The 16317-nt window shown below is 61.0% G+C and carries 16 protein-coding genes and 2 pseudogenes; 12 read left to right on the forward strand and 6 right to left on the reverse strand.

Annotated features, from left to right (window positions below):
• The first annotated feature begins 194 nt into the window (after positions 1-194).
• The 3 genes from NDI89_RS21620 to NDI89_RS21630 all read left to right on the forward strand — a co-directional run bounded on the left by NDI89_RS21620 (position 195) and on the right by NDI89_RS21630 (position 3097).
• On the forward strand, positions 195-326 hold the full coding sequence (locus NDI89_RS21620; protein WP_277524727.1) for a hypothetical protein: 132 nt from the start codon (positions 195-197) through the stop codon (positions 324-326).
• A gap of 126 nt (positions 327-452) precedes the next feature.
• Positions 453-2132: a multicopper oxidase family protein gene (locus tag NDI89_RS21625; protein WP_277524728.1), complete on the forward strand. Its 1680-nt coding sequence runs from the start codon at positions 453-455 to the stop codon at positions 2130-2132.
• Between the two features lie 374 nt (positions 2133-2506).
• Positions 2507-3097: a helix-turn-helix transcriptional regulator gene (locus NDI89_RS21630; RefSeq protein ID WP_277524729.1), complete on the forward strand. Its 591-nt coding sequence runs from the start codon at positions 2507-2509 to the stop codon at positions 3095-3097.
• A 617-nt stretch (positions 3098-3714) separates the two neighbouring features.
• On the opposite strand, the gene NDI89_RS21635 is transcribed toward NDI89_RS21630, so the two are convergent.
• Positions 3715-4500: a sulfite exporter TauE/SafE family protein gene (locus NDI89_RS21635; RefSeq protein WP_277524730.1), complete on the reverse strand. Its 786-nt coding sequence runs from the start codon at positions 4498-4500 to the stop codon at positions 3715-3717.
• A 289-nt stretch (positions 4501-4789) separates the two neighbouring features.
• Between NDI89_RS21635 and NDI89_RS21640 the strand changes: the two genes are divergently transcribed.
• The 3 genes and pseudogenes from NDI89_RS21640 to NDI89_RS24000 all read left to right on the forward strand — a co-directional run bounded on the left by NDI89_RS21640 (position 4790) and on the right by NDI89_RS24000 (position 9209).
• Positions 4790-6574 carry a 5'-nucleotidase C-terminal domain-containing protein gene (locus NDI89_RS21640; RefSeq protein WP_277524731.1) on the forward strand — a complete coding sequence of 595 codons (1785 nt, stop codon included), beginning with the start codon at positions 4790-4792 and terminating at the stop codon, positions 6572-6574.
• Positions 6575-6637: 63 nt separating this feature from the next.
• Positions 6638-7786, forward strand: coding sequence for an MBL fold metallo-hydrolase (locus NDI89_RS21645; RefSeq protein WP_277524732.1), 1149 nt, complete (start codon positions 6638-6640; stop codon positions 7784-7786).
• Positions 7776-9209 (forward strand): annotated as a pseudogene (locus NDI89_RS24000) (multicopper oxidase family protein). The gene NDI89_RS21645 and the pseudogene NDI89_RS24000 overlap by 11 nt, the downstream one beginning before the upstream one ends.
• A gap of 230 nt (positions 9210-9439) precedes the next feature.
• Here NDI89_RS24000 and NDI89_RS21660 read toward each other — a convergent pair.
• A complete protein-coding gene (locus tag NDI89_RS21660; RefSeq protein WP_277524733.1) occupies positions 9440-10438 on the reverse strand; it encodes an ion channel in 999 nt (332 codons plus the stop codon).
• Positions 10439-10557: 119 nt separating this feature from the next.
• A pseudogene (locus NDI89_RS21665) lies at positions 10558-10848 on the reverse strand (DUF4396 domain-containing protein); the annotation flags it as partial.
• Positions 10849-10998: 150 nt separating this feature from the next.
• On the opposite strand from NDI89_RS21665, the gene NDI89_RS21670 reads away from it, so the two are divergent.
• From NDI89_RS21670 to NDI89_RS21695, 6 genes are all read left to right on the forward strand, one after another.
• Positions 10999-11319, forward strand: a complete 321-nt coding sequence (locus tag NDI89_RS21670) for a hypothetical protein (protein ID WP_277524734.1) — start codon at positions 10999-11001, stop codon at positions 11317-11319.
• Positions 11320-11377: 58 nt separating this feature from the next.
• Complete coding sequence (locus tag NDI89_RS21675) at positions 11378-11731, forward strand: SHOCT domain-containing protein (protein WP_277524735.1); 354 nt, start codon at positions 11378-11380, stop codon at positions 11729-11731.
• Between the two features lie 95 nt (positions 11732-11826).
• Positions 11827-12243 (forward strand): DUF302 domain-containing protein, encoded by a 417-nt coding sequence (locus tag NDI89_RS21680; protein WP_277524736.1) that lies wholly within the window; start codon positions 11827-11829, stop codon positions 12241-12243.
• Positions 12244-12246: 3 nt separating this feature from the next.
• Positions 12247-12600 (forward strand): SHOCT domain-containing protein, encoded by a 354-nt coding sequence (locus tag NDI89_RS21685; protein ID WP_277524737.1) that lies wholly within the window; start codon positions 12247-12249, stop codon positions 12598-12600.
• A 123-nt stretch (positions 12601-12723) separates the two neighbouring features.
• On the forward strand, positions 12724-13032 hold the full coding sequence (locus tag NDI89_RS21690) for a thioredoxin family protein (RefSeq protein ID WP_277524738.1): 309 nt from the start codon (positions 12724-12726) through the stop codon (positions 13030-13032).
• Positions 13033-13051: 19 nt separating this feature from the next.
• Entirely contained in the window at positions 13052-13780 is a 729-nt protein-coding gene (locus tag NDI89_RS21695) for a plastocyanin/azurin family copper-binding protein (protein ID WP_277524739.1), read from the forward strand.
• Between the two features lie 77 nt (positions 13781-13857).
• On the opposite strand, the gene NDI89_RS21700 is transcribed toward NDI89_RS21695, so the two are convergent.
• Genes NDI89_RS21700 through NDI89_RS21710 form a run of 3 tightly spaced genes read right to left on the reverse strand, consistent with a single transcriptional unit; the run spans position 13858 to position 16062 of the window.
• Entirely contained in the window at positions 13858-14610 is a 753-nt protein-coding gene (locus tag NDI89_RS21700) for an ABC transporter permease (RefSeq protein ID WP_277524740.1), read from the reverse strand.
• Entirely contained in the window at positions 14607-15344 is a 738-nt protein-coding gene (locus NDI89_RS21705; protein WP_119712877.1) for an ABC transporter permease, read from the reverse strand. The genes NDI89_RS21700 and NDI89_RS21705 overlap by 4 nt, the downstream gene beginning before the upstream one ends.
• Entirely contained in the window at positions 15337-16062 is a 726-nt protein-coding gene (locus NDI89_RS21710) for an ABC transporter ATP-binding protein (protein ID WP_277524741.1), read from the reverse strand. Before NDI89_RS21710 ends, NDI89_RS21705 begins: the two co-directional genes overlap by 8 nt.
• Positions 16063-16317: the final 255 nt, after the last annotated feature.

Below are 16317 nucleotides of genomic sequence, written 5' to 3' on the forward strand. Positions count from 1 at the left end.
TATGCCTAAGACACTCTTCCGCTTCGTGAAACAAGCGGCGTCGCTAGCCAAAAAGCACTATGCTGCCAGCCCACGGGGGTGGTGAGTCAGTCGGCTGGCCACGGATTCGCCGACTGGAAGCATCTCACGCTCCATTTTTTCTCCGCGTTCACATGGGTGCCAGCTACGCAGAGATCGTCGATTGAGCCCGTGAGATGGATCGGGTGCGCGCCCTCTTGCAGTTGGCTCGCCACGAGTTCCCCGGTACCCTCCACGAGGTTAGAATGGCGATCGAACACGAGGTCGTCCGACCGGAGACTGTCCTGCTGATCGCAATGCTTGAGTGACGGTCCCGGCAGCCTGCTCGAACGCAGTTTTCGGCCGTGCCGAGGCTGCGTTTCTCAGACGTCAATCGAGGCTACCATGAACTGTAATGCCCGTCATTCTTCACTGCAGTTGTGGGCGGTTCTGTGATGGACGACAACAATCGAACCGTCCTGCGCCGACAGGCGTTGCGCATCGGCGGCGCGACGCTGGTCGGAATTTCGGGACTCGCGAGCGGAATCGGATCAGCGGTCCTTGAGCGGCCTGCACAGGAGAACGACGGGGCTACGCAGGAGGGAACGCTGGTCGCCTCGAGCGAGGAGGTCGACATCGGAGCAGGCGAGAGCGTCGAGACGTGGCTATACAAGGAACAGTTCCCCGGGCCGGAACTCCGCGTGAGCGAAGGAGAGACGCTTCGCGTCTCGCTCGAGAACGAGTTGCCCGAGGAGACGACGATTCACTGGCATGGCGTTCCCGTGCCGAATCCGATGGACGGCGTTCCGAACGTCACGCAGGAGCCCGTCTCGTCGGAGGAAACGTTCGAGTACGAGTACGGGGCGTCGCCGGCGGGGACGTACGTCTATCACAGCCACGTCGGGTTGCAACTCGACAGGGGGCTCTACGGACCACTGATCGTCGAGGAGGAGTCGCCGCACGTCGAGTACGACCGTGAGTATACACTGCAGTTTGACGATCACCTCGGGACAGAGCCGGCGCTCGACTCGATCGAAGCTCCGCCGGGCGGCGGTGACGGAATGGGTCCCGGAGGCGGACCGGGCGGAGACGGAAATAGGACGGATCCCCGCGGTGGCGACGGGCGGGGCGGCGGTCGCGGAACGGGTGACGGAATGGGTTCGGACAGAAACGGTGACGGAATGGACCCCGGTGGTGACGGCGTGGGACCGGACAATGGAAAGGGTCCCGGCGACGGTATGGGACCGGGCGGCGGTGGACCTGACGGCGAGCGCGGACCGGGCAACGGAACGGGACCTGGCGATGGGATGGGACCCGGTGACGGCATGGGACCAGGAAGTCAGATGATGAGTCAGCGACCGCCGTACGAGGGACTGCTCGTCAACGGCAGCCTTCCGTCGGATCCGCCGGTGTTCGAGGTCGAAGAGGGCGAGCGCGTTCGGCTGCGGTTCATCAACCCGAGCAGCGCCACTACCTATCGCGTCGGCGTCGGCGGCCACTCGCTGACGGTCACCCACGCCGACGGGCGACCGGTCGAACCCATCGAAGTGGACTCGTTCGTGATGAGCATGGGCGAGCGCTACGACGCGATCCTCGAAGCCGACTCCCCCGGCGAGTGGGCCGTCGTCGCAGAACCCGTCGTCGGCGAAGAGGACCCCGCGGAGGCGAGACTGCGGTATGAAGACGCGTCCGAGGACGAGTCCGCCGATCGGCCGCAGTTCGGCGGTCGGGAACTCGAGTACGGCGATCTCGAGGCGCTCGAGCCGCTGGATATCGACGGTGAGCCGGACCGGACATTCGATCTCACGCTGTCGGGCGGGATGATGGGCGGCGCCGACGCCGACGCGTGGACCATCGACGGTGAGCCGTATCCCGACGCCGATCCGTTCGAGATCAGCGAGGGCGACCACGTCCGCGTGCGGATGGTGAATCGCAGCCCGGCGATCCACCCGATGCACCTCCACGGTCACTTCTTCCAGGTCGGGGACGCGGTCAAGGACACCGTTCTCGTCGAACCCCACGGCGACCAGGTGACGTTCGACTTCCTGGCAGACAACCCCGGCGACTGGCTGTTCCACTGCCACAACGTCTACCACCTTGAGCGGGGGATGGCTCGCGTGTTCGAATATGACTGATCGGCACCGCCACGATCAGGAGTACGGTTACCGGATTACGATCACGTCGGTCGACCGACTGTCGCGCACTCGTCTCGAGCGCCGGCAACTGACCGTCCGTCGAGCCGAATCACGGCGTAGCCATCGACGATGAAAAACACACCCGAAAGGTGGAAGCCGACGTACTAGAGGAGAACGCCTCCTGACCCTCTGGCCAGACGTAGTGGATACTGAGGTGCTGAGGATTCACCCCGAATTCTGTTGAACTCTGTATCGCGATACTGGGTATCGTACCAGGCGCCCTCGACTTTGCTTCGACCAATCACAACTGGTACAGTGATGTCTTGCTTACTCTCAAGCATGAATAAGTACTCCGGTAAATCGAGGTGGAATGGATGAATCGTCGGCAAGTCGATGCAGTAGTCGGGTTACTCGTCGCTGCCGTCGTTATCATCGGTGGAGCGCTCAGCTGGCAAGCATACCAGCAGCAGCGAGCTTTCGACCAGATGGGATCGATGATGGGGACATCGATTGGGGCTGTCCACGGGACGAATCCGCTCTGGTACGTCCTCGGGACACTGCTCGTCGCCGCTATCGTCGGTGGACTATATTTTGCCGTCCGTGACGATCTCTCAGTAGCTGAAGCAAGTGACCAACCGCTGAACGAGTCACCAAGCGCAGCCAACATGGAGGTCAACGGCTCACCGGAAGGTGACGTTCAATCGGATGGTGCAATCAATCCAGAAGAACAGCCTCGAGCCCGTGTTCTTGACCTTCTCCCGAATGATGAACGCCGGATTCTCGGGCCAGTCCTCTCCTCGCCAGGCATCACTCAGGTTGAATTGCGGGATCGCTCGGACTTCTCGAAGAGTAAAGTGAGCCAGACGGTCAGTGCCCTCGAGAAGCGCGGCCTGCTGTACCGCGAGCGCCAAGGGCGGACGTATCGGATTTATCCGAGTGACGACCTGCGGCAGAGTCAGAGTTAGCACCAGTTGAACAGTTGTGTGATTGGCAGTCGTACTCTCTCCGATGTGTAAGTATCTCGTGGACACGTGTGGGGCAAGGAGGAGAGTGATAGGACCAGCGAGGGTTAGAACTCGAGAGCGTCGACTGCCGAACTTTCGAATCGTCCGCCACGCCCACTCCATCACTCGCGTTGTCAACGGGCCCGCTCCACCCTCTACCCAGAGCGTCATCCAGAGTAGATCACCGACCGCAGCGACGAGAAAGACGACACCCGGAACTAATGGAACAGGATTCATCGGCTCTCCCCTCGCTGTGTCGGCTGAGTCACCTGCGATGACGATGTGCTAGTCGATCGATGCACGCTCTCCGTCGCTGATCGCGTCCTGAAAGGTGTCGTTCTGAGCAATCCCATCGGAGTGGTGTCTCTGCCTCTCGGAAGCTGTCTTCTCAATCGATCGACGGTGCTCCGGTCGACAGAGGTACGGTGTACCTACGTTTTCCAGTCGGAAAGTCACTGGTTAGCCCGGGCTAAACCGGCCGGCGAGTACGTCTCGCTGAGTGCCGATTTAGCGAGTGAAACCAGTTCGATAAGGAGGCACCGGAACCCCCTCCCTGAACTGGCGACAGTTTGACGCGGTTAGAGTTCCGGAACTGCTGTAAACAGGAGGACAAACGCGTTCACGGTCAGCAGCGCCAGCACGACCCACTGGAAGATACGCTCGGGGATGTGGTCGAAGATGTAGACGCCGACCCACGCACCGAGGAACACCATCGGAACGGCTATTGCGGCCTCGATCATCAGCGGCGTCGTCACGGCCCCCGTGTACGTGAGGCTCCCGAGACGATACAGCATGAGCGTCCCGAAGAAGGCTGTGAACGTGGCCTTCATTTCCTCATCACTCCAGAACCCGCTTGCCGACATGAACGCCCCGTAGACGATCATCGGCGGGCCGGGGACGGCGACGGAACCGCCGAAAATCCCGGCGAGTAGGCCGGCCGTCGCGCCGACTATCTTCCCCGGCCGATAGTCCCGCGCTTCGATCCAGTCAGTGACGACGTCGAGTTGCTGGGTCGCACCGACGATGATGACCGCGAGCACGAGAACCGCCCCGATGGCGACGCGCATCTGTGCCTTGTTGAACTGACTAAACACGTAGATGCCAAGCGGCATCCCGACGACGAGTCCGCCGACTGGAACGATCCACTTGCGCCAGTCGAACGCGTCCCGGACGCTCCACCAGACGCGGGCGTTGCTCACGACTGCCGTCGCGGTGAAAATGATCGAGGCACTCGAAGGCGACCGGAACAGCGGCATCAAACCCATCGACACCTGCGCGAAGCCGAACCCGGCGATCCCGTGAATAACGGACGCAACAAGGATGACGACCGCAGACAGCCCCGTCGTTACCCAGTTAGCTGTCATCGAGACCACCTCGACGTTCGAACAAGCGCGTACATCTCTGCTCGGCCAATACTACGGCCATCTCCCTTAGGCAAGTTCTCCCTAAGAAGCGTAAGGCCAGTGTCTCACTCATCTTTCGCACCTGCCACTAGAACGCACTACGAGACTGTTTTGCAAACCGAACTCGACTGGTCTCGGCTTTCAATCGAATATGTAGCCGATAGCGAACCCATACGTGGTCTTGTGCGGTCTTTCGAATTTCAACCACAACTTATGAACAGCCAACGGTCGTTTCTACAGTCGCGTCACGATGAACCAGGACGAGACATCCATCGGCGAGTGGCAATCCCTAGACGGTGACCCTGCGCGTGACAGGACAGGCGACCCAGACGTCGTCTTCGCGCACGTCAGCGACCTCCACGGACAGCTCACGCCACGCTACCAGGTCTATTACGACAACCCAACGTCGAAACCAAACTTCGAGTTCAGAGACGACGACCGCGTCATCAAGCGCGGTGGCGGGGTTCCCCTGCTCGCGGCCAAACTGGACGAACTCCGGGAGGACGACGAGGTCTGTACCCTGATGAGTGGTGATACGTTCCACGGCTCCGCCGTGACCACCTACACCGATGGGCGGGCAATGCTCGAGCCCATCAACGAGCACGTCGCGCCCGACGTCTACATCCCCGGGAACTGGGATTACTCAAACGAGGCCGCCGAGGACGGCAACTTTGTGGAGCTAATGGACGCCCTCGACGCCATGGTCCTCGCGAACAACCTCTACGACTGGGAGACCGGCGATCGACTGTACGATGCGTACAGCGTCATCGAGGTCGGCGGACTCTCTGTGGGCGTCGTGGGGATGACGAACGTCTACGTCGACCGGATGGCTCCTTCGTTCTGGGAAGGGAAGTACCGCTTCGGGAAGCATCCCGCGCTCCTCGAAGAGTCCGCACAGGCCGCCCGCGATGACGGCGCGGATGTCGTAGTCGCAGTCACCGAAATCGGCCTACCGTGGATGGTCCAAGCGGCGAAAGACTGTGCGAGCGTGGACGTGATGTTCAGCGCGCACACCCACGAGTATACGTACGAACCAATCGTCGTCGAGGAGACCGAAACCGTGGTCGTCGAGTCCGGCATGGGCGAAGCGCTCGGCCGTGTCGACCTCCGAATTCGAAACGGGGAGATACAGTTCAGACACCACCTCTACTGCCTCACCGAGGACGGCGAGTACACGCCGGACCCGGACGCCGATGCACAGGAAACCGTCGAGTCGGTGCGTGCACCGTTCTTCGAAGAAAATCCAGAATTCGAGCGTGGAGCCGGCACGCTCGAACGACCCCTGGATACGACCGTCGGGCAGACGGACACGCCGCTCTACCGGCAGTCGTTCCTCGAAAGCGCCTGGAACACGCTGTTCAATGACGCACTGCAGGCACACTTCGACACCGACCTCGCCGTCTCACACGGGTTCCGTTACGGGACCGCTATCCCGCCCGGCGACATCACGCTCGGCGAACTGTACACGTTCTTCCCGATGGCGACGCCCGTTGCCCGCGGCGTCGCGTACGGCCAGCAACTCACGAGCCACATGGAGGAGTTCCTCGAGGACAACTTCACGCCGTACCCCTACGACCAGGAGGACGGCCGCGTCCGAAATTTCTCCTCGAATGTCGAGGTGACCGTCGACCCGACCGCCAAGCGCGGCCGTCGACTCGTCGAGATGCGTATCGACGGCGAGCTGGTCGACCCGGAGGAAACGTACTCGGTGGCGACGTTCCGCCGTCCTGGCGACCCAGAACGTGACCTCGGCAACTGCGGGTTCCCGTTCCAGGACGTCGAGGTCGACGACGGGACGATACCTGTCGACGTCATCGTCGAGTACCTCGAAGAGCACTCACCAGTTGACTACGAGGTGATGGGGCTGGTCGAGACTGCAGACGACGGCAGTCGGGCACAGAACACGCCCGCTGACGGGCCGTATCCGTTCATCCAACCGGGCGTCGACTACCGGGACGGAGAGGCCTACTGCGAGACGTCCATGATTCCCCGTGGGAACGCTTTCCCCGAAGAAGGACGTAATCGAACGCGCTAGATAGCGACGGTACACGCGACAGATCCAACGAACGGCAAACGGACATTATACAGGTGAGATACAATGGTCAAGAACATTACCGCGGAACAACTCGCGGACAAGATCGACGCCGACGAACGGTTCACGCTCATCGACACGCGCCCCGAAGACAGCTTCGAGGCCTGGCACGTGCGTGACGCAGAGAACGTTCCGTATGACCCTGACGAGGGGTTGAGCGAGGGCCAATTGAACGAGGCGAACGCACTGATCGACGACCGGCCGGTCGTCGCCATCTGCGGGAAGGGCCTGACGTCGACGCCGTTCGCGTTCGACCTCGACGAGCAGGGCTACGACGACGTCTCGGTCGTTACTGGCGGGATGGAGGAGTGGAGCAAACTCTACGAGGTCATCCCCATCGAGACGTCCAGCGACGACCTCGTTGTTCGGCAGGTCCAGCGCCGAGCGAAGGGCTGTCTCGGCTATATCGTCGGCTCGAAACAAGCAGAAGATGCTGTCGTGGTCGATGCGACCAGACAGACCGACCAGTTCAAAGTTGCTGCCCAGGACGCTGGGCTCTCCATAACACGCGTGCTCGATACACACGTCCACGCCGATCACATATCAGGCAGTCCGGCACTCGCCGACGAGGTCGGCGTGCCCTACCACCTCGGCGACGCAGCCAGCGAGCGCGGTGTCAAGTACGAATACGAACCGCTGTCAGATGGAGACGTCATCGAAGTCGGCGACATCGAGATCGAGGCGCTCCACACGCCAGGCCACACCTCGGAGATGATGAACTACCTCGTCGACAGTGAATTCCTGTTGACGGGTGATACACTGTTCGTCGACTCCGTGGGACGGACGGAACTCCAGTTCGGCGAGGACGATGCCTCGCGTGGAGCGGAACTGCTGTACGACTCGCTCCACGAGACGATCCTCGACCTCCCGGTCGACACCACGATTCTGCCGGGCCACCTCACCGTGACGAGCGACGGGCGCTACGAGAACGGCTCGCCGGGTGACCCCCTCCAAGCCCGGCTCGGCGACCTCCGGGAGGACCTCGACCTCCTCGGGCTCGACCGCGACGCGTTCGTCGAGCGGTTGAGCGATGACGCCCCGGGGAAGCCCCCGAACTACGAGACAGTTATCGCCATCAACACCGGCAAAGAGACCGTCGACGACGAGGGCGAGGCGACAGAACTCGAACTGGGGCCGAACAACTGTGCCGCATAGAGAACAACGGTCGCTCTCGCGCCGCAGGCTCCTCCAACTGACTGGGGCAACCACCCTCGGAGCGCTCGCGGGTTGTGCCGGTCAGCTACCGGGCACCGACGATGGTGGGGGTCGTGAGGTGTCGCCCCGCCCGACAGTGACGGCCGAGCCAGATACATCCGTCAGCCTCGCTGCAGCGTCCGGAACCATTCGACCGTCCCCCGAGACGTCGACGACCAACTAGACGTACAACGAGCAATTCCCGGGACCGGAGCTGCGCGTTCAAGAGGGTGACGTACTCAGCGTCGAACTGACCAACGATCTCCAAGAAGAGACGACGATTCACTGGCACGGGGTTCCCGTTCCGAACCCGGTCGACGGCGTGCCGAACGTGACTCATGACCCGATCGCTTCCGGTGATACGTTCACCTACACATTCCGTGCTGAACCCGCCGGGACGTACTTCTATCACAGCCACGTCGGACTCCAACTCGACCATGGGCTGCTCGGTCCACTGATCATCGAAGAATCCGACCCACACGTCGAGTACGACCGCGAGTACGTCATCGTCGTCGACGATTACCTCCCTGAAGAGCCCCATCTTCCGTCGGACGGTGGGATGGGTGGCGGTGGTGGAATGGGTGGGGGAGGCGGTATGATGGGTGACGTTCGGCCGCCATACGAGGGATTCCTGATCAACGGTCGACTGCCCGGTGACCCCCAGACGTTCGACGTAACTGAGGGCGAGCGGATCCGCTTCCGGTTCGTGAATGCTTCCAGTGCGACGGTCTTCGGGGTACGGATCGCAGGCCACGAAATGACGGTGACCCACGCCGATGGCCAACCCGTCGAACCCGTCGACGCAGATTCGTTCGTCTTCGGAGCCGGCGAGCGCTACGACGTCGTCGTCGAAGCGGCGAATCCGGGAAGATGGTGCGTTCAGGCAGACGCACTCGACGGGAACGAACCACCAGCTAGAGCCGTCGTTGAGTACGAATCCACAGGTGGTTCGGGCACCCCACAGCCCCCATTATCCTCGAGTACCCGATTGCAGTACGGCAACCTACGAGCACTCTCCCCACTCGACAATGTGAGCGGCGATCCCGACCGGACGTTCGACCTGACGCTCTCTCGCGGCAGGGGTGAGTACGTGTGGACGATTGACGGACAGGCCTATCCGGACGCCGATCCGCTAACTATTCGACCTGGAGAACACGTTCGGATTCGGATGACCAACCAGAGTCCAGTCGTCCATCCGATGCACCTTCACGGCCACTTCTTCCAGGTCGGTAACGCAGTCAAAGACACGGTCATCGTTCCGGGACATCGAGGGGAGGTGACAATAGACTTCCACGCAGACAATCCCGGCCGGTGGTTGTTCCACTGTCACAATTTGTATCATCTCGATGCGGGCATGGCGCGTGTCGTGAAATACGTCGAGTAGCTCAGTAGCGAGTTTCGAGTCGAACAAAGGCTATTGTTGCTCGCATACTCGAATTCATGTTCGTCGCCTATTACGGGGACTGGAAGACATCCGCATTTGATACAGGACTCATACTCGAACAGCTGCCACTGAGAAATCAATTGAACCTCGACGTACGCTCTTGATGTAGCGACGAAATGAAGATCAGTGCGTCAACTATTATTGAGAGGTGGGGTGTTCACCCGTCGGTACTACTCCTCCCGGGTTCCCGGCCACTGCCGCGCGTCCGCCTGAATTAATCCATGCATGGTTCGGCGTCGCTCTTTCTGCTCTTCGAGTACGTCGTCGAACTCCTCGTCTGACACCGTCGGGACACCCGCCTTGCGTAAGACGGCGAGGTCCGGCAGCGGTGGATGCTCGTCGGACTGCGTCGCGAACGCACTGACCGTGTCGAGGTAGCTCTGAACACTCGACCGTGCGTTTTCGAGAACCGAGTCACTGGGCCTCTTCGCCTCGGGCGTCGCTCGCTGCCAGAGGGTCAAAGCGTCGTCGAGACTGGCGACGCTCAACACGGCGGCGGCCTCGCGGTCGTCGGTGTAGAAGTAGTGTAGGATTGGGTAGGCTTTGTGGTTAGACGTTAGTTCGTTCAGCGCTGTGGTGATACTGTTGAGTGGGAGCGCGACGTCGTCGAACTCATCACCGTTCCAGGTAGTAGTGACGATCGATTCACCGTCCAGTCCGAGCCCGCTTACGTTCCGCGCGAACGTGCGTTTTTGCGTGACTGCGTCGAGGACGGAGAGGACGTAGGTGATGCTCAGCGTCACAAGCAACATCCCACTGGCGGTCATCAGCGCAGTCAGGATCTGCCAGAGGCCATCTCTGGGAGCGAAGTCACCGTTTCCCATCGTGAACAACGAATACCCCACGAAATAGAACCGCTCGGCCCAGGAGGTAGGGCCTGTGTCGATGGTGTCTCTCAGAGCGTTCTCGGCACTCGCGAAGACGAACATCCACCCGCCCCAGAGCAGGGCGATCCACATCCCAAGCCCAAGGGCGAGAACCACCGGGCCAGCGAGCGTCCGAATGCGGGGGCTGTAGGTTCCAACGCGTCGTAGCAGCTTCCAAGTCCCCTGCATCAGGCGTGCGGTAAGGGGTCCCGCACCGCCCTCAACCCAAAGGGTCGTCCACAGGAGGTCGATCGCGGCCACGATGAGCAGACTTACGCCCAAGCCGAAGTAGAGATAGTTCACTGGTCTGTCGGTCTCCCCGAAGTCGGATCAAACTGTGCAGGGACAGGCAGCGAGTTCATCATCGATGGTGGTGGCGACTGAACCATTCTTGTACGATAGGCTAGTTGGATGCTCTGTCTCATCTCGGCCGGATTGTTCATGCCTTCCTTGACGTCGAAGCGGACCAAAACGGCGTTGACCGAGAACGTGAAAACGAACCCAACTGATAGCGAGAACGCGAGTACTCCCCAGAACAGCAGATCGGAGATATGGGCCTGGCTAGCGATCAGCAGATCCGTTCCAATAGCAGCGATCTCCATGATAGTGATGATCGGTGTCTCGCTGTAGAGGGCGGCGAGCATCGCCTCGCCGAAGCCGACGCCCTCCTGCATCAGCGGGCCGACTGTCAGGGCGTAGCCGAACAGATACGCAATCCTGATCGAATTCGGCGGCTACGAACGATTCTGTTCCTGAAAAACGATTAGAGTGCCCTATACACGTTCTCGGACGTTCTCCTGCTCGGGTTCACACCCATCGCGATAACTCCTGAGGGACCCTACGACTAACCGAGGAGAAAAACAATGACCAACTTCACCATCGGCCGCTGGCTGCTCGTGGCACTCGCGATCGTCGGACTCGCGTTCGCTGCACCCGTGGTCAGCGCACACGGCAACGACACAACTGCAGACGACGTGCCCTCGGACAATGCCACCGCAGATGAATGGGCCACTTGGATGGAGGCGCAGATGACCGAACATATGGGTCCGGGTGCTGTCGAGTGGATGGAATCGCACATGGGTGTGACCGTCGACGAGATGGCCCAGGACATGGCTGGCGAGGAATACCACAGCGGGGCTAACGACGACTACAACGGCGGGATGTACGGGCAGGGCCACTGCTGACGGCCCTGACCGTTTTCGATCGCTTCAACCGAACACCACGATTCACCAACGCAAGATAATGACGCAACTCACCACTCACATCGGACGCACTGCTCGTCGACTCGCGATACTCTACGTCCCGCTGCTGGTCGCGGCGACTGGAACGGCTGCTGCCCACGGTAGTGGGAGCTACGGCGGCGGCATGATGGGCGACGGCTGGGGCCTCTTCGGCGGAGCGATGGGGCTCTGGGGACTCCTCTGGATGGGGCTCCTCATCGTCGTCCCGCTCTACCTCGTCTATGCGCTCCTCAACCGAGGATCCGGTGGGAACGAAGAGCAGTCGCTGTCGGTTCTCCGCGAGCGCTACGCCCGCGGTGAGCTCTCGGACGACGAATTCGAGCGGCGGCGAAAACAGCTCGAACGTACCGGATGACCGGAACTGCTGCTGTTCCAACCGGTTCACCACACCCCCAACGCCCACCGTTGCGGCACCCAACCGTTAACCCCGTGGACGGGGTATGATATTCCATGGAATACACAATACAGACTTCAGTCACCGGTGAGTTCGACGACGTCGTCGTCACGACGATTGCTGCGCTCGAAGACGAAGGATTCGGCGTCCTCTGTGACATCAATATCCAGGCGACGCTCAAGGAGAAACTCGACGAAGAATTCCGTCAGTACCGCATTCTCGGTGCATGCAATCCACCTCTGGCATACGAGGGACTGACCGAAGAAATCGAACTCGGCGCACTCCTCCCGTGTAACGTCATCGTCTACGAAACCGATAACGACGAGGTCATGGTGAGTGCAGTTGATCCGCAACAGCTGGTCGGTATCGCGGACAACGATGCGCTCGATTCCATCGCGACCGAGGTCAACGAGCGGTTCGAACGCGTTCTCGCCAGTGTCGCGGACGAACTCGAGTCATCGACCGAGATCTGAACCATGACATCATCAAACCAACTCGACACCACAACCATCGTCCTCCTCATCCTCGGGGCGATCATCGTCCTCCCCTTGCTCACGATGGGGATGGGATTCGGCGGGATGATGGGATACGGTGGAATGATGGATGGATACGGGACGACCAGCGGCTGGTGGCCACTCGTCGGGATGCTCGTCCAGCTGGTCTTCCTCCTCCTCCTGCTCGGTGGAGGATATCTCGTCTTCCGTCGCGTGACGGCATCGCAGTCGTCGCGGAATCCTGCAATGGAGGAGCTGCGTATGGCATACGCCCGCGGAGATCTCACCGAGGAAGAGTTCGAGGCGCGTCGGAACAGGCTCGAACGCTCGGAGTGACGGTCCGACCACCAACCTCCGGCGTTACTCACGTCCGCCTCCTTGGAATCCGAAATCTGTGACCCTCACAGCTTTCGGATGTGAATAGAAATGTGCTAAAAGCACAATACCATACTAGGTACTATGACAGAAGTTATCCTGTTCACGCAGGAGACCTGTGGAGCGTGCACAACGCAGCGAGAGAAAAACGAGGGCATCGAAGATGCGTATCCGGATGTCGAGTTCCGAGAGGTCGACATTCAGACCGATCTGGAGACGGCCGAGGAGTACAGTGTCCGAAAGACGCCAACGACGCTTGTGTATGCGAACGGGGAGCGAACTGCCGAGTTCATCGGCATCGTCGACCGGGACGAACTGGACGCTGCCATCGAGAGCGCCGGCCAGCAATCGCCCGGACTCGCGAACCGGCTCGCCAGCATCATCCGTGGATAACAGAAGCCAACCAGCTACAATGACAGACTACAGTAGACGCCAGTTCCTGGGAGCGCTCGGTGCCGGCACAGTCGCGAGTGCGGGATTCACCCAACCAGTCGCCGCACAGGAGACGCCCGTCGTGAAGATGGGCAACAACTACTTCGACCCGATCGGGCTCCACGTCGAACCCGGCACGACCGTCCGCTTCGAGATAGCAGCCGGAGCCCACTCGGCGACAGCCTATCCGGACCGCGTTCCCGCCGACGGCACCGCCTTCGACAGCGGGACCATCTCGCAGGGGAGCTTCGAGCACACGTTCGAGGCGCCCGGCACGTACGACTATTACTGTATCCCGCACAAGACGGTCGGCATGGTCGGTCGTATCGTCGTCGGTAGCCCTGGCGGCCCAGCTGAAGACAGCCCGATCCCAGACGGCGAGGTCCCCGACAGCGAGACGATAGTCCAGAACGGCGCCGTCGCTATCGGCTCGGACGTCGAGGGCAGCGGAAGTCCCGATGGCGGCATGATGGGCGGATCGAGGGGCGGGTGGGGCGGCGTCCCCTTCATCGGCGGGGCACTCGGAATGCTGGGACTGATCGGTGGACTCCTCTACTGGGCACTGGGTCGAGGTGACGCTCCTTCCCGGAGTAATACGTCTGCGATGGAAACCCTCCAACGCCGTTACGCACGAGGCGAGATCGACGAAGAAGAGTTCCAGCAGCGTCGTGAACGGTTGGAGGATAGGCAAGACGACCGATCTCTGTGAGGTGAGTCAACAAACTCCTTCGAGAGACGTCTGTAAATTCGTCCGTCTGCGGAGGTCGCCCTCTTTCGATTGCGTCGTCACGTCGCTCGAGTTCCTCGGTAGTACACCCAAATAGCGAGGAGTCCGACGAATAGGAGGTAGCCGAATCCCCAACCGAGCGACATAGCAGTATCGAGGTCCGTCGTGAGTCCGGTATCGACCATCACCCGGACAGGATGATACCCTGGGAAGAGTTTCATCCACCACTCGGGTTCCGACTGGACGAACAGCGGGTCCTGGAAGAGGCCGATATCGATCATCGGGAGGATCAACATGATCCACAGGCCGGCCAGACGGTTGAAGACGGCGCCGACGAACATCCCAATAAGTCCGTAGGTAACTGAAAGGACGAACATCGCGGCGACGAACCACCACAGCTGTTCGGGCTGGAAGTCAATGAGCATCACGCCCACGGAGACGCCGACAACGACAAGCGTGATCACGGCGAGAACGCCGAACCGTGCGGCGATAACCTGGCGGGCGCGATAGCCGACGACCGCGAGGCGGCCGTCCGTATCTCTCGCCTCGCGCATCAGGAACAGGCCGGCCAGGCCAGCGATAAACGAGCTCGTGATCGGTGTCATGATCACGCCGTGGACCTCAGGCATCCCTCGCATCACGGTCGTCGTCTCACCGTCGACGAACGTCCGGACCGGCATTTGGACGTCCTGGGTGACCGCGAAGGCGAGCGTGATGAACGACACTGGGAGGATCACCAAGAGCGCCACGAGGACGTAGTTGCGGGCGTGTTCCCGGAGCCCGATACCGAACGCCGTGGCCGTTCGATTCACGCTGACCACCCCCCAGACGTGCGCATCGTCGCACCGAATACGGCAGTCACGAGGACGAGCAACACGAGAACGTATCCGCCAACAAAGGCGAGGTCGCCCGCCGCGAACGTGCCATCGAAGACGGCCGACTGGAGAAGTTCTTTCGGATGATACAGCGGGAAGTACTGGACGAAGTCGGGGACATCCGCGGCGAGCGGGCTGTCGCCACTGAGGAACGCGTCCATCATCGCGAGGAACACGACGACGAGCGACCCCTCGAACAGCCGCGGAAGCACTGCGCCGACGAGCGCACCGAGGAAGGCGTAGACGACGCCCGCGAGCGCGAGGAACGCGAACACGAGCAGCGGTGCCTCGGGTTCGACGGTCAGCCAGAGGACCCCGAAGTTCACCCCTGCGACGACAATCGTGACACCCGCGAGAGTCGCCAGCCGCGTCGCAAGTAACGTCCTCGGCGAGTACCCGGTCTGGACGAGCCGTCGGTCGGCCTCCCGGGCACTGATCATCTGGACTAGCCCCATCAGCCCGGCGATGATGGCGACGCCGAAGATCGCGCCGAGTACGCGCCCGAGATCGAGCGGAATCGCCTCGACGGTCGGCATCGACGGTAGCCCCGCCATCGCCTGTCCCCACCCCTCGATGACCACGAGCGGCAGCACCAGCGCGAGGACCACGTTCAGGGGCGTCCTGAGGAACGTCCTAACGTTTGATCGAACGCCCACGGCGAACCTATTCATCGTCTCCCTCCCGGTCGCTCCTGAGTTCGCTCACGGTCTCTTCGTCGGTCACGTCGTGGACCAGACCATCCCGCACCTCGAAGACGCGGTCGAGACGGCTTCGTTCCTCGATGAGGTGAGAGATCATGACGACAGCAGTGCCGTCGTCTGCGAGGTCCTGAGCCATGTCCCAAAACCGCAGGTAGGTCTCCCAGTCGAACCCGGTGTAGGGTTCGTCGAGCATGAGAACGTCCGGGTCGTGCATCAACGCGATGCTGAGGTTGACCTTCTGTCGGTTCCCGCCGCTGAGCTGGTCAACTCGGTAATCGAGGTACCGTTCGAAGTCGAGTTCGTCCGCCAGTCGCCGTTTCGCCGCGTCGATCTCCTCGCGACTCATCCCGTACCCCGCGCCGAACAGTCGGAACGTTTCTGAGACGGTCAACCGATCGTAGAGCAGGGGCTCCTGCGGACACCAGCCGATGGTCCCAGTCCGTTCAACCGTGCCCACATCGTGATCAAGGACGCCGACGAGGATCTTCATCAGCGTCGACTTCCCCGACCCATTCTCGCCGACGATGCCGACGATCTCGCCGGCACGGACCTCGATATCCGCACCGGTGAGAACGGGCGTCGACCGTCCCAACGGGAGTCGTGACCCGTAGGTTTTCTCGAGGGCGTTGCCTCGAACGAGCGTCTTACTCTCACCGACCGTCTCCGTGGGTGCCGTGGTCGTTTCCATACGTAGAAAGACGTTCTACTCATTCAATCGAATTGTTGTTAGGAATCGAAAGTTGACCCCGTCGAAGAACCCGGAGATTGGGTTGTATTTCGAAGAGAGCAATGGATAGCCAACGATTTGGCATTCATTTTGTCTCCAAACAGGGATAGACTTGGGCGGTAGCCGTCATGAAAATCAGACATCTATCAGGCGCCGAGCATAGCGTTGATGCGGTTTGCGAGCCAACGTTCGAGTATCCATGGTTCAGTGCTACAT

Origin of the sequence: Natrinema salsiterrestre (genome assembly GCF_029502005.1) — an archaeon.
GTDB lineage: Archaea > Halobacteriota > Halobacteria > Halobacteriales > Natrialbaceae > Natrinema > Natrinema salsiterrestre.